Source organism: Pseudomonas sp. OG7 (genome assembly GCF_014192825.1).
In the GTDB taxonomy this organism is placed as follows: Bacteria; Pseudomonadota; Gammaproteobacteria; order Pseudomonadales; family Pseudomonadaceae; genus Aquipseudomonas; species Aquipseudomonas monteilii.
The window spans coordinates 409,406-428,805 of record NZ_JACHYK010000007.1; the positions used below are offsets into that span (position 1 = coordinate 409,406).

The 19,400-nt window shown below is 62.4% G+C and carries 18 protein-coding genes; 11 read left to right on the forward strand and 7 right to left on the reverse strand.

What is annotated here, in order from left to right; translation table 11 throughout:
- Positions 1-23: 23 nt before the first annotated feature.
- The 3 genes from FHW75_RS19400 to csiR form a co-directional block, all read right to left on the reverse strand.
- Positions 24-1,415, reverse strand: a complete 1,392-nt coding sequence (locus tag FHW75_RS19400) for a HAMP domain-containing sensor histidine kinase (RefSeq protein ID WP_019097042.1) — start codon at positions 1,413-1,415, stop codon at positions 24-26.
- Complete coding sequence (locus FHW75_RS19405) at positions 1,393-2,073, reverse strand: response regulator transcription factor (protein ID WP_016714103.1); 681 nt, start codon at positions 2,071-2,073, stop codon at positions 1,393-1,395. Before FHW75_RS19405 ends, FHW75_RS19400 begins: the two co-directional genes overlap by 23 nt.
- Before the next feature lie 74 nt (positions 2,074-2,147).
- Positions 2,148-2,843, reverse strand: coding sequence for a DNA-binding transcriptional regulator CsiR (gene csiR, locus FHW75_RS19410; protein ID WP_161751141.1), 696 nt, complete (start codon positions 2,841-2,843; stop codon positions 2,148-2,150).
- A gap of 194 nt (positions 2,844-3,037) precedes the next feature.
- Between csiR and glaH the strand changes: the two genes are divergently transcribed.
- The 6 genes from glaH to proP all read left to right on the forward strand — a co-directional run bounded on the left by glaH (position 3,038) and on the right by proP (position 10,743).
- Positions 3,038-4,015, forward strand: coding sequence for a glutarate dioxygenase GlaH (gene glaH, locus FHW75_RS19415; RefSeq protein ID WP_016714102.1), 978 nt, complete (start codon positions 3,038-3,040; stop codon positions 4,013-4,015).
- Positions 4,016-4,129: 114 nt separating this feature from the next.
- Complete coding sequence (lhgO, locus tag FHW75_RS19420; RefSeq protein WP_016714101.1) at positions 4,130-5,380, forward strand: L-2-hydroxyglutarate oxidase; 1,251 nt, start codon at positions 4,130-4,132, stop codon at positions 5,378-5,380.
- Between the two features lie 152 nt (positions 5,381-5,532).
- The gene (gene gabP / locus FHW75_RS19425) at positions 5,533-6,924 is read left to right on the forward strand and encodes a GABA permease (protein WP_019097041.1); all 1,392 of its coding nucleotides are present in this window, start codon (positions 5,533-5,535) and stop codon (positions 6,922-6,924) included.
- An 87-nt stretch (positions 6,925-7,011) separates the two neighbouring features.
- The gene (locus FHW75_RS19430) at positions 7,012-7,905 is read left to right on the forward strand and encodes a PA4780 family RIO1-like protein kinase (RefSeq protein WP_183674279.1); all 894 of its coding nucleotides are present in this window, start codon (positions 7,012-7,014) and stop codon (positions 7,903-7,905) included.
- Between the two features lie 174 nt (positions 7,906-8,079).
- On the forward strand, positions 8,080-9,054 hold the full coding sequence (gene hemB, locus FHW75_RS19435) for a porphobilinogen synthase (protein WP_013972900.1): 975 nt from the start codon (positions 8,080-8,082) through the stop codon (positions 9,052-9,054).
- A 186-nt stretch (positions 9,055-9,240) separates the two neighbouring features.
- Positions 9,241-10,743, forward strand: coding sequence for a glycine betaine/L-proline transporter ProP (gene proP, locus FHW75_RS19440; protein WP_019097039.1), 1,503 nt, complete (start codon positions 9,241-9,243; stop codon positions 10,741-10,743).
- Here proP and FHW75_RS19445 read toward each other — a convergent pair whose 3' ends face one another.
- From FHW75_RS19445 to FHW75_RS19460, 4 genes are all read right to left on the reverse strand, one after another.
- On the reverse strand, positions 10,744-11,445 hold the full coding sequence (locus FHW75_RS19445; protein ID WP_016714097.1) for a YoaK family protein: 702 nt from the start codon (positions 11,443-11,445) through the stop codon (positions 10,744-10,746).
- A 9-nt stretch (positions 11,446-11,454) separates the two neighbouring features.
- Positions 11,455-12,084, reverse strand: a complete 630-nt coding sequence (locus FHW75_RS19450; RefSeq protein WP_019097130.1) for a riboflavin synthase — start codon at positions 12,082-12,084, stop codon at positions 11,455-11,457.
- A gap of 83 nt (positions 12,085-12,167) precedes the next feature.
- Positions 12,168-14,234, reverse strand: coding sequence for a maltose alpha-D-glucosyltransferase (gene treS, locus FHW75_RS19455; protein WP_183674282.1), 2,067 nt, complete (start codon positions 14,232-14,234; stop codon positions 12,168-12,170).
- Positions 14,235-14,334: 100 nt separating this feature from the next.
- Positions 14,335-15,252: a LysR family transcriptional regulator gene (locus FHW75_RS19460; RefSeq protein WP_016714094.1), complete on the reverse strand. Its 918-nt coding sequence runs from the start codon at positions 15,250-15,252 to the stop codon at positions 14,335-14,337.
- A 120-nt stretch (positions 15,253-15,372) separates the two neighbouring features.
- Between FHW75_RS19460 and FHW75_RS19465 the strand changes: the two genes are divergently transcribed.
- The 5 genes from FHW75_RS19465 to FHW75_RS19485 all read left to right on the forward strand — a co-directional run.
- Positions 15,373-16,131 carry a 5-oxoprolinase subunit PxpA gene (locus FHW75_RS19465; RefSeq protein WP_019097133.1) on the forward strand — a complete coding sequence of 253 codons (759 nt, stop codon included), beginning with the start codon at positions 15,373-15,375 and terminating at the stop codon, positions 16,129-16,131.
- A gap of 89 nt (positions 16,132-16,220) precedes the next feature.
- The gene (locus FHW75_RS19470) at positions 16,221-17,108 is read left to right on the forward strand and encodes an allophanate hydrolase subunit 1 (RefSeq protein ID WP_019097134.1); all 888 of its coding nucleotides are present in this window, start codon (positions 16,221-16,223) and stop codon (positions 17,106-17,108) included.
- Positions 17,105-18,082 (forward strand): biotin-dependent carboxyltransferase family protein, encoded by a 978-nt coding sequence (locus tag FHW75_RS19475; RefSeq protein WP_019097135.1) that lies wholly within the window; start codon positions 17,105-17,107, stop codon positions 18,080-18,082. Before FHW75_RS19470 ends, FHW75_RS19475 begins: the two co-directional genes overlap by 4 nt.
- Before the next feature lie 114 nt (positions 18,083-18,196).
- Positions 18,197-19,078 carry a type IVB secretion system protein IcmH/DotU gene (icmH, locus tag FHW75_RS19480; protein ID WP_183674284.1) on the forward strand — a complete coding sequence of 294 codons (882 nt, stop codon included), beginning with the start codon at positions 18,197-18,199 and terminating at the stop codon, positions 19,076-19,078.
- Positions 19,079-19,092: 14 nt separating this feature from the next.
- Positions 19,093-19,400, forward strand: a 308-nt coding sequence (locus FHW75_RS19485) for a contractile injection system protein, VgrG/Pvc8 family (RefSeq protein ID WP_260308792.1), incomplete at its 3' end; no start/stop codon positions are given.

Sequence of the window (19,400 nt, forward strand, 5' to 3'; positions counted from 1 at the left end):
GGGCCGCAAAGCGGCCCCGGCTTTCACTTGCCAAGCCCCGCAAGCGGGCAGTGCAATACCAGCTTCGCCCCACCCAGCTCACTTTCCCCAATCTCCAGCCCGAACCCATGCAGGTCGAGGATCGCCGCAACGATCGACAACCCCAGTCCGAACCCGGCATGGCGATGGCCTTCATCGCTGCGATAGAACCGCTTCAACACCGCAGTACGCTCTTGCTCGGGAATACCCGGCCCGCTGTCCTCGATGGCCAGGTGCACGCCGTTATCGTCCTGTGTCGCGCAAATCCGCACTTGCCCACTCTCGGGCGTGAACTTGATAGCATTGCCCACCAGGTTGGCCAGTGCCTCGAACAGCAGTTCGCGGTCACCGTGCAGAGCCGGCAGCTGCGCGGGCTGGTGCAATTCCAGATGGATACCACCATCTTCGGCCAACGGCAGGTAAAAGTCGTGCAGTTCGACCAGCAAGTCATGCGGGTCCAGCTGAACGAACCCGGCGCGGCGCTGGCGGTCTTCCAGTTCGCTGATGCGTAACAACCCGCGAAAACGTGCCATCAGGGTGTCGGTTTCGCCAATGGCCTGGTCCAGCGCCTCGGCTTGAGCAGAGTCCACATCGCTCTGCTGGCGAATGCGGTACAGCTGGGCGCGCAGGCGAGTCAGAGGGGTGCGCAGGTCATGGGCAATGTTGTCGCACACACCCTTCACCTCATGCATCAACCGCTCGATACGGTCGAGCATGGCGTTGACGATGGCGGCCAGCATGTCCAGTTCGTCGCGCCTGGCCGACAAGGGCAGGCGGTGAGTCAGGTCACCCGCGACGATAAGCTCGGCCTGGGCCTGGATCGCGCGGATACGCTTTAGCGGCCGACGGCGCAACAAATACCAGCCTGCAAAGCCTGGAATCAGCGTCAAGGAGATACCCCAGAGCAGGGCATCGAGAATGATCCGGGTCACCACGAAGAGTGAGCCGTTATCGCGGAACAGTACCAGCCAGCGGCCATCTTGCACTTTGATCGCCACTGCATCGCAGCTGTCGCGGGGCAGGTGTGGGTCGTCGGCATCCAGGCAGCGTTTCAACTCATGGATCTTGCCGTCCAGCCTGAGCTCGGGGGGCAGGGTACGCACACTGCCGCCCATCGGGTTGAGCTGAGCGTCAAACAGGCCGTAGGCGTCGAAGCTGCGCTCTTCGAAGGCCTGGCTGGCGATCAGGGCGTCATCCAGCTGCTTGCCGCTCATGTGCGCGAACAGGTGTTGGCGTTGCAGCATGGAGTGGCGGGTAAGTTTGTTCAGGTAGCTGGATACCTCGAAATACAGCACCCCCATGAGGATGCTGCTCCAGGCCACGAACAAAAAGCTGTACAGCGCCAGCAGGCGGCTGGTCGAAGAACTCCAGCCTTTAGACGGGTTCAGCAATGGCATAGCCGGAGCCCCGCACCGTACGGATCAGCGGCGACTGGCCGGGGGAGTCGATTTTCTTGCGCAGGCGGCCGATGTGCACGTCGATCAGGTTGGTGCCTGGGTCGAAGTGGTAGCCCCAGACTTCCTCGAAAATCATCATCCGCGTGATCACCTGGCCGCTGTGGCGCATCAGGTACTCCAGCAGCTTGTACTCGGTGGGCAGCAGGTTAAGGGTGTTGTCTCCGCGGCGCGCCTCGTGGCTGATCAGGTCCAGCTGCAGGTCGGCGACCTGCAGGCGGGTCTGGGTCATGGGCACGCTGTTGCGGCGCAGCAATACCTCGACCCGCGCTGCCATCTCGTCGGAGGCAAACGGCTTGGTCAGGTAGTCGTCACCGCCGGCACGCAGGCCGCGCACCCGCTCATCGACGTCGGAGAGGGCGCTGATCATCAGGATCGGCGTGGCGATCTTGAGGCTGCGCAGGGTGGTAACGATGGTCAGGCCGTCGACCTCGGGCAGCATGCGATCGAGGGTGATCAGGTCATAGCCGCCGGCAATGGCTTTGGCCAGGCCTTCACGGCCATTGTCGGCCCAATCCACGTCCAGGCCGTGGCTGGTAAGTTCGGCGACGATTTCCTGGCCGGTGACGGCGTCGTCTTCGATGGTCAGTACGCGAGGCATGCTGGTTCCTGGGCATCTAGTAGAGATTTGATTGTGCCAAAGAATAGACAACCGGCGATTTAAGAAAAATTCATCTAGCGTGCGCCGATACCCTCGGCATGCATGATCTGCGCAATGATCGGCACCGGAGTCATCAGGTGCGAGCGCATCATGGCGCTGGCGCGCTTGGCGTCGCGGGCGAGAATCACCTCCACCAGTGCTGCATGCTCCTGGCGCTTGAGCTCCAGCGCCTGTTCGGAAAACACCGTCTGCGTCAGCCACAGGTGGCGATAACGCTCGGCCTGGTCGAACAGGTAGGTGCGCGCCTGCAGCAGGTGCTTGGAACCGCAGCCCGAGGCAATGGCGGTGTGAAACGCCTTGTGCCGTTCGTCCCACACATCCAGGCGCTGTTCGCGGGTTTTTACTTCCACGACCTTGGCCAGTGTATGCGAATGGGCCAGCACTGACGCCTCCCAGGCGTCATCACCGCGCTCGATGGCCAAGGCAATGATCATCGCCTCCAGGTTGGCGCGGGCATCGTAGATGTCGTTCATCTCGTCCAGCGACATGGGCGCCACCCGGTAGCCTTTCTGGCTGATGGCGTTGACCAGGTGTTCGGCCACCAGTTGCGAAAGCGCTTCGCGCAGCGGGCCCACGCCCAGGTCGTAGCGTTCCTTCAGGGCGCTCATCAACAGTTTTTCACCGGGCTTGAATTCACCACGGATGATGTCCTTCTTGAGCCTCTCATACCCGCTGAATGCTGAGTTTTGTCGGGGGGCGAGCGCTTCCAAGATCCTGTTCCTCAAAACGTTTTGGCGATCATACCGAAACCGTCTGCGGACGAAAAACAATGGACATTAACGACTAATAGCTATGAAAAATAAAAATGTAGACATTTTGATTGAGTGGCGATATTTTTAGCTCGCCCGCACTGATCCAGGTCATCACTGGATAGCGCCAACCACCTTTTTGCCAGGACACTGCCATGAACGCCTTTACGCAGATCGACGAACTTGTGATGCCGCTGCCGCTCGAACCGCGTGGTTACACCATCGCCCCCTCGAAACAGTCGCCGCGCCTGCTGGAACTGACCTTTGCCCGCGAAACCGTCGAAGCGTTCGTCCAGGCCGTCGCCCAATGGCCAGTGCAGGCGCTGGAGTACAAGTCGTTCCTGCGCTTCCGGGTAGGTGAAATTCTTGATGAGCTGTGTCAGGGCACTTTGCGTCCGGTGCTGCTCAACACCATCCTCGACCGCACGACCGGCGGCATGCTGATCACCCCGATCGGCCTGGATGACGTGAGCCAGGCCGAGGACATGGTCAAGTTCACCACCGCCTGTGCACACCTGATCGGCCGTTCCAACTACGACGCCATGAGTGGGCAGTTCTATGCGCGCTTCGTGGTGGTCAACAGCGACAACTCCGACAGCTACCTGCGCCAGCCGCACCGGGTCATGGAGCTGCACAACGACGGCACCTTCGTGAACCAGATCACCGACTACGTGCTGATGCTGAAGATCGACGAAAAGAACATGGAAGGTGGCAACTCGCTGCTGCTGCACCTGGACGACTGGGAGCAGTGCGAGGAATTCTTCCGCCACCCCATGGCACGCCGCGAAATGCGCTGGACCGCGCCACCCAGCAAAAAGGTTGCCGAGGATGTGTTCCACTCGGTGTTCGACACCGATGGCGAAGGCCGCCCGACCATGCGCTACATTGATCAGTTCGTGCAGCCGGAAAACTACGAGGAAGGTATCTGGCTGAACGCCTTGTCCGACTCGCTGGAAGGCAGCGAGAAGAAGGTGTCGGTACCGGTAGGTGTAGGGAGCTTCCTGCTGATCAACAACCTGTTCTGGCTGCATGGCCGCGACCGCTTCACCCCGCACGAGGGCCTGCGCCGTGAACTGATGCGTCAGCGTGGTTACGTCGCCTTCCCAAAACCGCTGTACCAGCGCGGGCAATAATCAAGGGTGCCGGGCGGGCGCCCGCCCATGCGCTTTTGCAAAAAAACGATGCCACCAAGGCCCGCGCGGGCCTTGGTGAGCCAGCCAGGCAATGCCTGCGTGTGAGGTAAGGCTGTGTACGATTTCATCATTATTGGCGGTGGCATTGTGGGTATGTCCACGGCCATGCACCTGATCAAGGTCTACCCGGACGCGAAGATTCTCCTGCTGGAGAAGGAGTCCGGCCCGGCCCGCCATCAGACCGGCCACAACAGCGGTGTGATTCATGCCGGCGTGTATTACACCCCCGGCAGCCTCAAGGCGCGTTTCTGCCTGGAAGGCAACAAGGCCACCAAGGCCTTCTGCACCCAGCACGGCATCCGCTTCGATGAGTGTGGCAAATTGCTGGTGGCCACCAACGACCTGGAAATGCAGCGCATGAAGGCGCTGTGGGAGCGCACTGCGGCCAATGGCCTGGAGCGCTATTGGCTGTCGGCGGACGAACTGCGCGAGCGCGAGCCCAACATCGTCGGCATGGGTGGCATCTTCGTGCCGTCCAGTGGCATCGTCAATTACGCGCAAGTGACAGCTGCCATGGGGGCTGAGTTTCAGCGTGCCGGTGGTGAAATCCGCTATGGCGCCGAGGTGGTCGGCTTACAGGAGCAGGCCAGCGAAGTGATCGTACGCACGCAGCGCGACGAGTTCCGCAGCCGTTTCCTGGTAACGTGCTCGGGCCTGATGGCCGACCGCGTGGTGAGCATGCTGGGCCTGCGCACCGAGTTTGTGATTTGCCCGTTCCGTGGCGAGTACTACTTGCTGCCCAAGCAGCATAACCAGATCGTCAACCACCTGATCTACCCGATTCCTGATCCTTCGATGCCGTTCCTGGGCGTGCACCTGACCCGCATGATCGATGGCACCGTCACCGTCGGCCCCAACGCCGTACTGGCGATGAAGCGCGAGGGCTACCGCAAGACCGACGTCAGCCCTGGTGACCTGTTCCAGACCCTGACGACCCCCGGCATTCTCAAGGTACTGGCGAAGAACTTCCGCCCGGGCCTGATCGAGATGAAAAACTCGCTGTTCAAGGGCGGCTACCTCAAGCAGGTGCAGAAGTACTGCCCGAGCATCACCAAAGCCGACCTCACGCCGTACCCGGCCGGCGTACGCGCCCAGGCGGTGTCGCGCGACGGCAAGCTGATCGACGACTTCCTGTTCGTCAACACCGCGCGCAGCGTCAACGTGTGCAATGCGCCGTCGCCGGCCGCCACCTCGGCCATTCCGATCGGCGCCTACATTGTCGAAAAGGTGTGCGAGCAGGTCAGCCTGCAAGGGGGGCACTTCCCCAAGGCTGATCGTGCAGCCAGCCAGCGGGCTGCCAGCTGACACACCCGTAATACGTTTTGCGGTCTCCTCTTACTCAACCCGAACTGCCCTACTCACCATTTGGGGCAGGGCGGGCTTTTTCGCGCCTGCGTCGGTGATCCTGCCAGCCGACGGCCCCTTCGCGGGCATGACAAAAACAACAAGGTAGCGCCATGCAAACCCACAAGAACAATTTGAGTCATGGATTGAAATCACGGCATGTCACCATGCTGTCCATTGCCGGCGTGATCGGTGCAGGCCTGTTTGTCGGCTCTGGCCGTGCCATTGCTGAAGCCGGGCCGGCCACCATCCTGGCCTATATTCTGGCCGGTGGCCTGGTCGTGCTGGTGATGCGCATGCTGGCCGAAATGGCGGTTGCCTCGCCGGATACCGGGTCGTTTTCCACCTATGCCGACCTCGCCATCGGCAAATGGGCCGGCTACACCATCGGTTGGCTGTATTGGTGGTTCTGGGTGCTGATCATCCCGATCGAAGCCAACATCGCCGCCACCATCATCAATTCCTGGGTCCCGCAAATGGAGATCTGGGTATTGTCGCTGGTCATCACGTTGCTGCTGACCGCTACCAACCTGTTCAGCGTGAAGAACTACGGTGAGTTCGAGTTCTGGCTGGCACTGGTCAAGGTGGTGGCTATCGTCAGCTTCATTGCGCTTGGCGTATGCGCTATTTTCGGTTTGTTGCCGGGTTCCGGCGTCAGCGGCGTCTCGCGCCTGTGGGATACCGGCGGTTTCATGCCAAATGGCTTCGGCGCAGTGCTCAGCGCCATGCTGATCACCATGTTCTCGTTCCTCGGCGCCGAGGTGGTGACGATTGCGGCAGCCGAGTCTGACGAGGCGGGCAAGCATATTTCCAAGGCCACCAATTCGGTGATCTGGCGGATCACGCTGTTCTACATCCTGTCGATCTTCATCGTGATTGCACTGGTACCGTGGACCGACCCGCGCCTGGCCACCGAAGGCTCATACGTTACGGTGCTGGATACCCTGGGTGTGCCAAATGCCAAGGCCATCATCGACTTTGTGGTACTGACATCGGTGACCAGCTGCCTCAACTCGTCGTTGTACACCGCCTCACGCATGGTCTATTCGCTGAGCCGTCGCGGTGACGCACCGGCTTGCGCCCAGGTGACCAGCCGCAGCGGCACACCGGTGGTAGCGGTGCTGCTGTCTACCGGCGCTGCGTTCCTGGCGGTGATTGCCAATTACCTGGTGCCGGCCAAGGTGTTCGGCTTCCTCATGGCAAGCTCTGGCGCCATTGCCCTGCTGGTGTACCTGGTGATCGCCGTTTCCCAGCTGCGCCTGCGCCAACGCTTGACTGCACAGGGCAAGACGTTGGGTTACCGCATGTGGCTGTTCCCGTGGCTGACCTGGGGCGTGATCCTGTTCATCAGCGGCGTATTGGTGCTGATGCTGTTCCGGCCGGATCACCGCCTTGAAGTGGTGTCGACCATGGTGCTGGCGGTGCTTGTGGTGTGTTCCGGCCTGCTGGTCACGCGGCGCCGGGCACGCGCAGTGCCGGTGAACAGCGTAGGGCAGGGCGCCTGACACGTCTGGTCTGAAGACAGACGAGCAAGTCGCATCAGGCTGTGAGAGGATGTCCGCCATTGCAGCCAGGACCCCGAACACAGCCTGATGAAGACACCCAAAAGAATCGAACCCCTGATCGAAGACGGCCTGGTCGACGAAGTACTGCGGCCGTTGATGAGTGGCAAGGAGGCCGCCGTGTACGTGGTGCGCTGTGGCAGCCAGGTACGTTGCGCCAAAGTCTATAAAGAAGCCAACAAGCGCAGCTTCCGCCAGGCCGCCGAGTACCAGGAAGGCCGCAAAGTGCGCAACAGCCGTCAGGCCCGGGCCATGGCCAAGGGCAGCAAGTACGGCCGCAAGGAAGCCGAAGACGCTTGGCAGAACGCCGAAGTGGCGGCGTTGTTCCGCCTTGCCAGCGCGGGCGTGAGGGTGCCCAAGCCCTACGACTTCCAGGACGGCGTGCTGTTGATGGAGTTGGTAACCGATGCCGATGGCGACGCCGCACCAAGGTTGAACGACGTGCACCTTGAAGCCGAGGATGCCCGCACGTTCCATGCCTTTGTCATTCGTCAGATCGTGTTGATGCTGTGTGCCGGGCTGGTGCATGGCGACCTGTCGGAGTTCAACGTGTTGCTGGGCCCGGACGGGCCGGTGATTATCGACTTGCCGCAGGCGGTGGATGCGGCGGCCAACAACCATGCCTTCAACATGCTGCAGCGCGATGTTGACAACATGGCCCACTATTTCGGGCGTTTTGCGCCGGAGCTGAAAAGCACCCGGTATGCGCAGGAAATGTGGGCGCTGTACGAGGCCGGTGACTTGCTTCCCGACAGCCCTTTGTCTGGGGTGTTCGAGGATGACGAACATGAAGCTGACGTGACGGGGGTCATGCGCGAGATCGATGCAGCCCGCATGGATGACGCCCGCCGCCGTGCCGCGCGCGCTGAGGCCGAGCATGGGCCGGCCAAGGCAGAAGAGCCGACGCCGCCCTGGCTTCAGTAATAGGTTGCCTGTACCGGCCTCTTCGCGGGCGTGCCCGCGAAGAGGCCGGTACAGGATAACCAGGGCGCAAAACAGCCATTGCTTTTGACGCAAGACAATATCTCGTCATTTGTCCTTTTCACTGGCGCGCCACAGGCATAAGGTATACGCCGTTCAAAATGCCCTGGAGCTGTCATGTCCAACCAATTCCCGTCCGTTCGTCCCCGCCGCCTGCGCCAGAACGAGTCCCTGCGCACGATCTTCCAGGAAACCGAATTCCGCCTGGAAGACCTGATCCTGCCGATCTTCGTTGAAGAGGGCATCGATGACTTCGTGCCGATCACCAGCATGCCCGGTGTCAATCGTATCCCCGAAAAGCTGCTGGCCCAGGAAATCGAGCGCTACGCCCGTGCCGGCATCAAGTCGGTGATGACCTTTGGCGTATCGCACAACCTGGACGCTGTTGGCAGCGACACCTGGAACGAAAACGGCCTGGTTGCGCGCATGTCGCGCATCTGCAAAGACACCGTGCCGGAAATGGTGGTGATGTCCGACACCTGCTTCTGCGAATACACCAGTCACGGCCACTGCGGCGTGCTGCACGACCACGGTGTGGACAACGACGCCACCCTGGCCAACCTGGGCAAGCAGGCGGTCATCGCTGCCGCTGCCGGTGCCGACTTCATCGCCCCGTCGGCGGCAATGGACGGCCAGGTACAGGCTATCCGCAGCGCGCTGGATGGCGCCGGTTTCCATGACACGGCGATCATGGCCTATTCGACCAAGTTCGCCTCGTCGCTGTATGGCCCGTTCCGTGAAGCCGGTGGTACCGCGCTGAAGGGCGACCGCAAGAGCTACCAGATGAACCCGATGAACCGCCGCGAAGCGGTGCGCGAGTCGCTGCTGGATGAGCAGGAAGGGGCAGACGTGCTGATGGTCAAGCCGGCTGGCGCCTACCTGGACGTGATCGCCGACATCCGCGCCGCGTCGCGCCTGCCGCTGGCGGCGTATCAGGTGAGCGGCGAGTACGCGATGATCAAGTTCGGCGGCCTGGCCGGTGCCATCGATGAAGGCCGGGTGGTGCGTGAAAGCATTGGCGCCATCAAGCGTGCCGGTGCCGACCTGATCCTGACCTACTTCGCCATGGACCTGGCCCGCGAAGGTATCTGATTGATAGGGCGCCGCTTTGCGGCGCCTCTGTTCACCTGTGCCCTGAAGCTGTGTAATACCCCTGTGGGAGCGGCTTCAGCCGCGAAGAGGCCAGCAAGCCGATTCACAAAAAATCGGTAAGCGCTGAATTATTTAGTGTCCCGTTGTATCTGAACCCTTAGAGCATTCATCGACAGGGATACGGGCATGAAACCTCGCAAGAAAAGCGTCCAGCCAATCGGCCTCAAGGACATCACCATCGTCGACGACGCCAAGATGAAAAAGGCGATCACTGCGGCGGCACTGGGCAATGCCATGGAGTGGTTCGACTTCGGCGTTTATGGCTTCGTCGCCTACGCATTGGGCAAGGTGTTTTTCCCCAACGCCGACCCCGGCGTGCAGATGATCGCGGCGCTGGCCACCTTCTCGGTGCCGTTCCTGATCCGGCCACTGGGCGGGCTTTTTTTCGGCGCCTTGGGCGACCGCTTCGGCCGGCAGAAAATCCTCGCCGCGACCATCGTGATCATGTCGCTCAGCACCTTCGCTATCGGCCTGATACCGTCCTATGCCAGCATCGGCATCTGGGCGCCGATTCTGTTGCTGCTGGCCAAGATGGCCCAAGGGTTCTCGGTGGGCGGCGAGTACACGGGGGCGTCGATTTTCGTCGCCGAGTACGCTCCCGACCGCAAGCGGGGCTTTCTCGGTAGCTGGCTGGACTTCGGCTCCATTGCCGGTTTTGTGCTAGGTGCAGGCGTGGTGGTGCTGATTTCTACCGTTCTCGGCGAGGAAAAGTTTCTGGAGTGGGGCTGGCGCCTGCCGTTCTTCCTGGCCCTGCCGTTGGGTATCATCGGCCTGTACCTGCGCCATGCGCTGGAAGAAACACCCGCGTTCCAGCAGCATGTCGACAAGCTGGAGCAGGGCGACCGCGAAGGGCTGGCCTCCGGGCCCAAGGTGTCGTTCAAGGAAGTGGCCACCCAGCATTGGCGCAGCCTGGTGACGTGTATTGGTGTGGTGATTGCCACCAACGTCACCTACTACATGCTGCTCACCTACATGCCCAGCTACCTGTCGCACAACCTGCATTACAGCGAAGACCACGGCGTGCTGATCATCATCGCGATCATGGTCGGCATGCTGTTCGTGCAACCGATGATCGGCCTGCTCAGCGACAAGTTTGGCCGCCGGCCATTCATCATCGTCGGCAGCGTCGGCCTGTTCGCTTTGGCCATTCCGGCGTTCATGCTGATCAACAGCGGTGAGCTGGCGGTGATTTTCGCCGGGTTGCTGATCATTGCCGTCATGCTCAACTTCTTCATCGGCGTGATGGCCTCGACGCTGCCGGCGATGTTCCCCACGCACATCCGCTACAGCGCCCTGGCCAGTGCCTTCAACATATCGGTGCTGATCGCCGGCCTTACCCCGACGCTCACTGCCTGGCTGGTAGAGAGCACCGGCAACCTGTACATGCCGGCTTATTACCTGATGGCGATTGCCGCCGTGGGCCTTGTCACTGGCCTGACCATGAAGGAAACCGCCAACAAGCCGCTGCGCGGTGCGGCACCGGCGGCATCGGACATCGAGGAAGCGCGTGAATTGCTGCAGGAGCACCACGACAACATCGAGCAGAAAATCGAAGACATCGACGCGCAGATCGCCGAGCTGGAAGCGAAACGCAAGGTGCTGGCTCAGCAGCACCCGCGGATCGACTGATCAGCGTGGCATGTAGCCGCGCTGCCAGGCGCGCGGGATGAACCGCGATACCAGGGCCAGCACACACGCCAGCGCGCAGCTGCCGGCCAGTGCCTGCAGGCCCAGGTGTTGTTGCAACCAGGCGCCGAGCGCGGCCCCCGACAGCATGCCGGCCCAAGGCACCAGTTGCACCCGCCAGCCGTTACGCCGCTCGCCCAGCAGCCAGCGCCCCAGGCCACGGCCGAAACGGGACAGGGCGCCAGTAACGTAGGTCAGGCCGATGGGCAGGCCGTTCACCTGTTCGACCACGGCATTGATCATGCCCATCGCCAGTGTGGCGGCCAGTAATGCCGGGAAGGTGGCTGCCAACGGCCACACGGCCGCGAACGCCAGCAGTGCGGCGACCACCAGCAACACGGGCCAGGCCCGGCGGTGAAAGCCGCGCGCCAGCAGTACGCCCAGCGCGTTGCCGGCGACAAAGCCCAATACCGCGCCACTCAGGCGCAGCACCAGGGCCAGGTCGGCTTCACTGATGGCCACCGCCAGGCGCGTGGTGTTGCCGCTCATGAACGACACGAAGTCACCCAGCGCCAGCAGGCCAATGGCATCGGTCATGCCAGCCAGCACCGACAGGGCGGCGACCAGGCCGAGGCCGACACGACCACGCAGGGTTTGCAGCCGCAGCCGCCTGGCCGTGCGCGCGGGAAGGGTATTGGGCAGCATGCGCAGACCTCAGGGCAGCAGTTTTTCGCGGGCCAGGGTGCCTTTGATGGTGCGCTCCACCACGTCGACCAGCACCATGGTCTGGTGATCGACCTCGATATTGAGCAGCTCGCCGGCCTTATAGCGGGCGAAGGTGGTCTGGCGCAGGGTTTCCGGGATCAGGTTGATGGTGATGACATTGTCGTCGACATCGGCAACGGTCAGGCTGCAGCCGTTGACCCCGATGAAGCCGCGCGGGAACACGTACTTGCCCCATTCCGGCGGCATGCGAAACGTGATGAATGCACCGGTTTCCTTGATGGACAGCTCGACGATTTCCGCAGTGGTGGCGATGTGGCCGGCCATCAGGTGGCCGCCGACTTCGGCGTTCATTTTTGCCGAGCGTTCGATGTTGACGCCTTGGCCGGCCTTGAAATTGCGTAGGTTGGTACGTTCCAGGGTGGCGTTCATGGCGTCGAACCTGACCTGCGTACCGTGAATTTCGGTGACCGACAGGCAAGTGCCCTCGACACTGACGCTGGCGCCGATCTTCAGTTCGTCGAGCAGTTCCGGGGTGAGGTCGATGGTGAACTGGTTGTGGCCCGGGTAGGTGGTCACATCAAGCAGAGGGCGGACGGCCTGGACGATGCCGGTGTACATGGAGTTGCTCCTGGGCACAAAAAGAAATCACCCGAACGCTATGCCTCTGGTGCTGCAAAATCAAGGTCGGCCTCTGCGCGGGTTTACAAATGCCCGCTGCTGTTGACGATCCGCAGGCACAGCGCCTCGTACGGGTCCAGGTTCACCATCAGGCGCCCATCCTCGGTCAGGTCGCCTTCAACCGTCTCGTTGATCATGTCCACCACCGGCCCCGGCGTGAACCCGGTCAGTTGCAGTTCCTCCGCAATCACGTCCTGGCCAAAGTTCAACGCGCTGATCTGGATACCCCGCCCGGCCGGCAGTTCGTGCACCATCACCAGCAACCCCGGGCTGCTGACTTCAGGCACCAGCACCTGGCGGCTGGTGGCGATGCCATAGGCCTGGCGTACGGCCAGCAGTTTCTTCACCTTGCAGGCAAACGAGTCGCTGTTTTCCAGCTGGCTGTCCAGGCTTCCGTACAGGGCGCGTGCACGGGGCATGCCGCGCACCGATTGCTCGGCCTGCGTGTCCAGCCCGGCCAGGTCGTAACCGCCCCGGTGAATCCAGCGGGTGTCGCCATCGAGCATGCGCTCGGCCACCGCGTCGGCAGGCAAGGGCAGGGCACCGACCAGGTCCCAGCCAGACAACGCGACCACCCCCGGCTGCATGGCGTTGTACATGACCAGCAGCAGGTGCACCTTCTGGATCTGTTCGATTTCTGCCGTGCCGATCTGCTCCAGGTCGCGCAGGCCCAGTGCTGCGGCGATCAGGCTGGCCGTGGTGCAGGCGATGCCGTTGGTGACGAAGCGCAGGTTGTACGGCGCGTGCTCGCCCGATAGTCGTTCGTAAATCTCTTCACGGATGTGTTCGCGCAGGATGCTGCCGGGCAGCGTCTGGCCCTTGTACAGGTACATGTCATGGGCGTGCAGGGTCCAGAAATGCACCAGTTCCACGGTCAGCTCGTCATGGTTTTGCAGGGCATGGATCAGCGAAGCCGGGTCGATGCCGAAGGCGTGCATTTCCTTGAGCATCAGGCGCAGGAATGCAGTGTCGCCGGTCAGCAGTGCATGCTGGTAGGCCGGCCGGGTAATGAAATCGTAGGACAGGTCGGCGCCGCCCTTGGACATCTGTGCGATGTCGTCCAGGGTGAGGTTAAGCTCCTGGAAGCTGAAACCGCCGGCTTTGCGGATCATACCGCCGATCAGCTGATTGCCGACAATCGACAGGGGGTGGCTTTCCGACCAGGCGGTGTCGCTGGCCCGTGTTTCCACGCCGAGAAAGCCGTTGGCGTCCAGGCGCAGACCACGGGCGCCCAGGCAGTCCAGGGCGTGCAGGGCATCGCCAATGATCATTTGCTGGGCGGCGAAGGTCGGGTCCAGCCAGTTCAGAGACGGCTGGCCTTCCTTGAAATAGTGCAGGTATACCCAGCGCCGCGTCTTGCCGTCCACGCCGGTAACCGGTGGTGTAGCGCTCCAGTCGGTTTCCTTCACTCCTGGCTCGAAGAAGATGACACGTTGCAGTTGGCCGACGATGTAATGGCGGGCCTTGAGCTCATCGCACTGGGCCGGCAGCAGGTTGACCGCGTCACGGCCGGCGGGCACTTGCGGCAACAGCGGCCAGTCTTCCTCGCGTATTTCGACCATGTGGTACAGCCCCGGGTACGGCCCATGTGCCAGTTCTGCCAAGCGGAAGTCAGCACCCTTGCCGGTGTGTGAGGGGATCAGGTCGTCGATGGTCACTGCGTTGTGCGCCGCGGCCATGCGGCTCATCTGGATCAGTTCCTGCTCACTGCCGTACAGAGGGTCGATGTCGAAGCTGATGCGGTCGAAGTTGCCGTCCACGCTGGGGGTGAGTTCGCGACCGCGAATACCGCCGGACAACTTGATCGGACCGGTGTGCAGGCCCTGGATGCCGATATCCGACAAGCGCTTCCACAACGCTTCGTGGGCCAGGGCGCCGAGCACCGAGCAGCCTGGCGGGGCGATGATGGCGTCGGGGTATACCGTCAGCCACACCGAGGCGATTTCGGTGGCGCGGCGGGGCTGGGCTTCGGCGTACGGCTGCTGCCACAACCGGGACTGGCCTGAATACAGGCTGGCGCGCGCTTGGGAGGCCTTGAGCATGGCGCGGTCTTCGAGCCATTTGACGTATGACGGGTCGGGCTGGGTCATTTCGCGTCCTCTTTGCGTGTCGGCACCGGCTCAGGTTATGACGGCATCGTTGCCTGATCGTTCGGCTGGGAGCTGTTTCAGGTGCCGCTGCAGCTGACGATCAACGCCGCGCCGACAACTGCTGCGGCGCCAGAAATGCATCATGAAAGTAGTTACGCACGGCCTGCATCGCCGGGCTGAACGCCCGCTCCCGGTGCCAGGCCAACCCCACGCTCATCGGCGTAACCGGGTCGCTGATGGTCACTGTCTCGATGCGTTTGCCCTCCAGCGACCAGGGCCGGTGTACCAGGTCTGACAGGATCGCCACGCCACTGCCATTGGCAACCATGCTGCGCACAGCTTCTACCGAACTGGTCCGCACACGCACGCTTGGCCGCTGCCCGGCGTGTTCCCAGTAGCGCATGGCGCTTTGCTCGGCTTCGTCCACGGTCAGCAGAATGAACGGCTCACAGGCCACGTCGGCCAGGCTTACCGACGAGCGCTCGCACAGCGGATGGTGGCCGGGCAGCCATAGCCGGCGCTCGGAGTTGAACAGCGTCTCGGAGACGATATCGGGGTGGGTGAGGTTGGCGGTGAGCACTACCGCCATGTCGAAACGCCCCTCCAGCAAGCCTTGCTCGATGGCACTGCGCTCTTGCTCGTACAGCTCCAGGGTAACGTCCGGGTGCCAGTGTTCAAGGCGCTGCAGGTGGTGAGGCAGGAAGTAGCCAATCACGGTGTAGCTTGCCGCCAGGCGCAGCAGGCCGCTTGCACGCACGTTCGGCAGCGGGCTGTTCAACGCGTCATCGACACTGCGCAGAATCACATAGGCGCGGTTCAGAAAGTGCCGGCCAGCCTCGGTCAGGTTCATGCCCTGAGCCGAGCGCTGGAACAGCAGCACGCCAAGCATGGCTTCCAGTTCCTTGATGGCCGTGGTTACCGCCGACTGGGAGATATTCAGGTGGATCGCTGCCTGGGAAATCTGGCCGATTTCGGCGGTTGCGACAAAATAGCGGACCTGGCGCAGGGTCAGTGACACGGTTGGCTCCTGTGGTATCTGATTTTCAGAAGACACCCTATCTGTTTATAGATCTTCCCAAGGGGGTGTGGAGAATCTAACGTGGCTTGCATGCAGTCACAAGCGCCAGGAGAAACAGTCATGCAGGTGGTGGATTTCAACTCGGACATGGGTGAGGGGTTTGGCCCGTGGACCATTGGCGATGGCGTCGACAACGAGCTGATGGGCCATATCAGCACGGCGAACATCGCCACGGGTTTCCATGCCGGCGACCCTGGCACCATGCGCCGCACCGTAGAGCGGGCCAAGGCGTTGGGCGTTGCAGTGGGCGCCCACCCGGGTTTCCGAGACCTGGTGGGCTTTGGCCGCCGGCATATCAATGCCCCGGCCCAGGAGCTGGTCGACGACATGCTTTACCAACTGGGTGCACTGCGAGAAATTGCCCGTGCACAAGGTGTGCGCCTGCAGCACATAAAGCCGCACGGTGCGCTGTACATGCACCTGGCGCGCGACGAAGAAGCCGCGCGCCTGCTGGTGGAAAACCTGCGGGTGATCGAGCCAGAGCTGTTGCTGTACTGCATGCCGGGCTCGGTGATCTGCCGTATTGCCCAGGACCTTGGCCAACCGGTGGTCCGCGAGTTCTACGCCGACCGCGAGTACGACCTGAGCGGCTCTATCGTCTTTACCCGCAATGTGCGTGGCTACGACCCCACGGCGGTTGCAGAGCGGGTACTGCGTGCTTGCCAGCAAGGCGTGGTACGTACGGTAGAAGGCCAGGACCTGGCCATCGCGTTCGACTCCATCTGCCTGCACAGCGATACCCCCGGCGCGCTCGACCTGGTAGAAGCCACGCGCAAGGCGCTGGACGCAGCCGGTATCGTGGTGCGTGCGCCACGTTGAGCCCATGAGGCATCCGGCAGGCACAAGCCGGAGCCCGTATAGGTTGTTTTCGCCTGCCTTTCTATAAAGATTCCAAAAAAGGAACAGTCATGGCCGAATCGCTTGCTACAACCCCGATCCGCTACAGTTTCGGCGCCGACGAGCACCTGTTTGCCGAAGTCAGCGACAGCATGTCGCTGGAAGCCTTCTTCAAGGGCATGGCCGTCACCCGCGCCGTAGAGCGCCTGGCCCTGGAGGGCGTGCTGGACGTGTGCCTGGCCAACGCCTCGTTCCAGATCCGCTTCGACCCGGACCGTATCGCCCCCGATGCACTGCTTGAAGCCGTGCGCGGTGCCGAAGCGCAGGCCGTGGCCGAGCGTTCGTTGCAGACGCGAATCATCGAGATCCCGGTGCTGTACAACGACCCCTGGACCCACGAAACCCTGATGCGCTTTCGTGACCGTCATCAAGACCCGGCCAGCACCGACCTGGAGTACGCGGCACGTATCAACGGCCTGGCCGATGTCGAGGCATTCATCGCCGCGCACAGCGGCGCGCCGTGGTTCGTGTCGATGGTCGGCTTCGTTGCCGGCTTGCCTTTCATGTTCCAGATGGTCGAGCGCGACCGGCAGTTGCAGGTGCCCAAGTACCTGCGCCCGCGTACCGACACACCCAAGCTCACCCTGGGCCATGGCGGCTGTTTCGGCTGCATCTACTCGGTGCGCGGAGCAGGGGGCTACCAGATGTTCGGCGTTACCCCGGCACCGATCTACGACCCGCAGCAGACCTTGAACTACCTGAAAGCGCACATGGTGTTCTTCCGTCCGGGTGACATCGTGCAATTCAAACCCATCGACCGCCGTGCCTATGACCAGGCCGTGGCGGATGTTGAAGAAGGCCGCTTCGACCTGCGCATTCGCCCTGTGGCGTTTTCCCTGGACGCCTTCCTCGCCGACCCGGTCGGCTACCCCAAATCGCTGCAGGAGGTATTGGCATGATCAAGGTCCTCAAACCGGGCTTGGCGACGTCTGTGCAGGACTTGGGGCGCGAAGGCTACTACCACTTGGGTATCCCGCCGTCAGGCGCCCTCGACCAGTACGCCCTGAGTGCGGCCAACCACCTGGTGGGCAACCCGGCCGGCGCCGCAGGCCTGGAGTGCGCGCTGGTGGGGCCGGAACTGGCGTTCCAGCAGGACGCACTGGTGGCCGTATGCGGTGCGCAGATGCCAGCGTTGCTCGATGGCCGCGAGCAGCGCCCGGACACGGCGTTTGCCGTACGTGCCGGGCAAGTGTTGCGTTTCGGCTTTCCCACCGCAGGCGCGCGGGCTTACCTGGCGGTGGCCGGTGGCATCGATGTGCCCGAGGTACTGGGTAGCCGTTCCACCTACGCGTTGGGAGCGTTGGGCGGCTTCCAGGGGCGCAAACTGATGGCGGGCGACCTGCTGCCGGTCGGCATGCCCAGCGGCAAGACCCGCGCGGGTGCAAGCCTGCCCATGGCCCTGCGCCAGGCCTTGGGCGGCGAAGTGGTGTTGCGTGTGGTGCCGGGGCTGTACTTTCACCGCCTTACCGAAGCAGCAGCGCAGAGCTTCTTCACTGAAGCCTGGACCGTCGGCTCCGAAGCGGACCGTATCGGCTATCGCTACAAAGGCGGCAGTGCCTTGAGCTTTCAGCCACGGGAACAACCGTTCGGTGCGGGGTCGGATCCGTCGAACATCGTCGACAGCTGCTACCCGATCGGCTCGATCCAGGTGCCGGCAGGGTTGGAACCGATCATCCTGCACCGCGATGCCGTGTCGGGTGGCGGCTACGCCATGATCGGAACAGTGATCAGCGCCGACCTGGACCTGATCGGCCAGATGCAGCCCAACCAGCAGGCACGGTTCTTGGCGGTGACCTTGGACCAGGCGCTGGAGGCGCGGCGTTCGTACAAGAAGAAGCTGGCTTGCCTGGCCAGGCTCTTCGGAAATGTTTAGAAACTAGACGAAGAGAAGGATCCTACAACCGTTTAGGAAGCCCCAGACTCCTTGAAGAATTGATTCCCCGATAGTGTGCCTGTCTTCAGCCTGCTGGAAGACAAGGACCACTTCATGCCCGGCCCACTCGATATTCCTCCGGTACAACCTGGGGGCGCTGCCGATGCCCGTGATGTAACCGAAAACACCCTGCACGGGATGCTCGATGGCCCGCAGGAAAGCGGTTCGCCTTACCCGGCCGACGAGGGAAGGCGAGCCGATCACCCGGATTACGAAGGTTACCCCGCCGACCCGCAGTTCCAGCTACGTGGCGGCTTCAAAAACCTGATGCTCGATGCGGCAACCCCGCTGTTCGGCCTGGTCATTCGCCTGCGTACGCTGGATGACCTGCCCAACATCGCCTACGTGCACAAGGCCGTGCAAAACCAGGTCAGTAACATCCGCGAAGAAATCCGGCAGCACGGCTACCCCGCTGCCCAGCAGGAAGCCTACTCCTACGCCCTGTGCCTGTTCCTGGACGAGGCCGTCATGAGCCGCCCGTGGGGCAACAATTCGTGCTGGAGCCACGAACCGCTGCTCAGCATCTTCCATGACGAATCCCAGGGCGGTGAAAAAATCTTCGTGCTGCTCGAGCGCGTCATGCAGTCGCCCAAGGAATTCCAGGATGTACTGGAGTTCCTGTACTTCAGCATTTGCCTGGGCCTGCGCGGCAAGCACGCCCTCGACCCCAGGTGCGACGACATCATCAAGGCCCTGATCTCGCGCATGCACAAGGTCATCCGCGAACTGCGCGGCCCCATCCCCGAACACGTCTGCGACCCCTACGCCAACGTCGTCCATCGCCCCTACCGCGGGCGGCGTTGGGAGTGGCCCTGGTGGAGCCCACTGGTGCTCTCGGCCATCGCCATGGTCTGCGCCTACAGCTACTACAGCTACCGCCTCGACCTGATCACCGCCGAAGTCCTGCAATCGCTCGACGCCATCTTGCAGCAGTAGCGGGGGGATGCCACATGCCTAGCCAAACCGATTTGCGTTTTACCTTCCAGCCGCTGGTTGGCCGCAGCGAGTTCGAGGTGGTGTCGTTCGAGCTGGACGAGGCCATCAGCACGCCGTTCCAGTTGCACCTGGAACTGATCAGCTTCGAAGACGATGTCGACTTCGGCCAGCTGCTCGACAAGCCGGTGCTGTTCACGATCTGGCGTGGTGAGCGCCCGTTGCGCTACGTGCACGGGCTGGTCAGCACCTTCAGCCAGGGCGAAACGGGGTTCCACCGCACCCGTTACCGCGCTCTGGTCGAGCCCGTGCTGGCCCGCGCGGG

Coding starts and splice junctions, on each gene's coding strand:
- FHW75_RS19445 (WP_016714097.1), bottom strand. CDS start 11,445: ATGCTGCCCAATACCCTTCCCGCGCGCACGGCCAGGCGGCTGCGGCTG.
- proP (WP_019097039.1), top strand. CDS start 9,241: ATGAAACCTCGCAAGAAAAGCGTCCAGCCAATCGGCCTCAAGGACATC.
- treS (WP_183674282.1), bottom strand. CDS start 14,234: ATGACCCAGCCCGACCCGTCATACGTCAAATGGCTCGAAGACCGCGCC.
- gabP (WP_019097041.1), top strand. CDS start 5,533: ATGCAAACCCACAAGAACAATTTGAGTCATGGATTGAAATCACGGCAT.
- FHW75_RS19400 (WP_019097042.1), bottom strand. CDS start 1,415: ATGCCATTGCTGAACCCGTCTAAAGGCTGGAGTTCTTCGACCAGCCGC.
- FHW75_RS19430 (WP_183674279.1), top strand. CDS start 7,012: ATGAAGACACCCAAAAGAATCGAACCCCTGATCGAAGACGGCCTGGTC.
- FHW75_RS19465 (WP_019097133.1), top strand. CDS start 15,373: ATGCAGGTGGTGGATTTCAACTCGGACATGGGTGAGGGGTTTGGCCCG.
- FHW75_RS19470 (WP_019097134.1), top strand. CDS start 16,221: ATGGCCGAATCGCTTGCTACAACCCCGATCCGCTACAGTTTCGGCGCC.
- hemB (WP_013972900.1), top strand. CDS start 8,080: ATGTCCAACCAATTCCCGTCCGTTCGTCCCCGCCGCCTGCGCCAGAAC.
- FHW75_RS19405 (WP_016714103.1), bottom strand. CDS start 2,073: ATGCCTCGCGTACTGACCATCGAAGACGACGCCGTCACCGGCCAGGAA.
- FHW75_RS19475 (WP_019097135.1), top strand. CDS start 17,105: ATGATCAAGGTCCTCAAACCGGGCTTGGCGACGTCTGTGCAGGACTTG.
- FHW75_RS19450 (WP_019097130.1), bottom strand. CDS start 12,084: ATGTACACCGGCATCGTCCAGGCCGTCCGCCCTCTGCTTGATGTGACC.
- glaH (WP_016714102.1), top strand. CDS start 3,038: ATGAACGCCTTTACGCAGATCGACGAACTTGTGATGCCGCTGCCGCTC.
- icmH (WP_183674284.1), top strand. CDS start 18,197: ATGCCCGGCCCACTCGATATTCCTCCGGTACAACCTGGGGGCGCTGCC.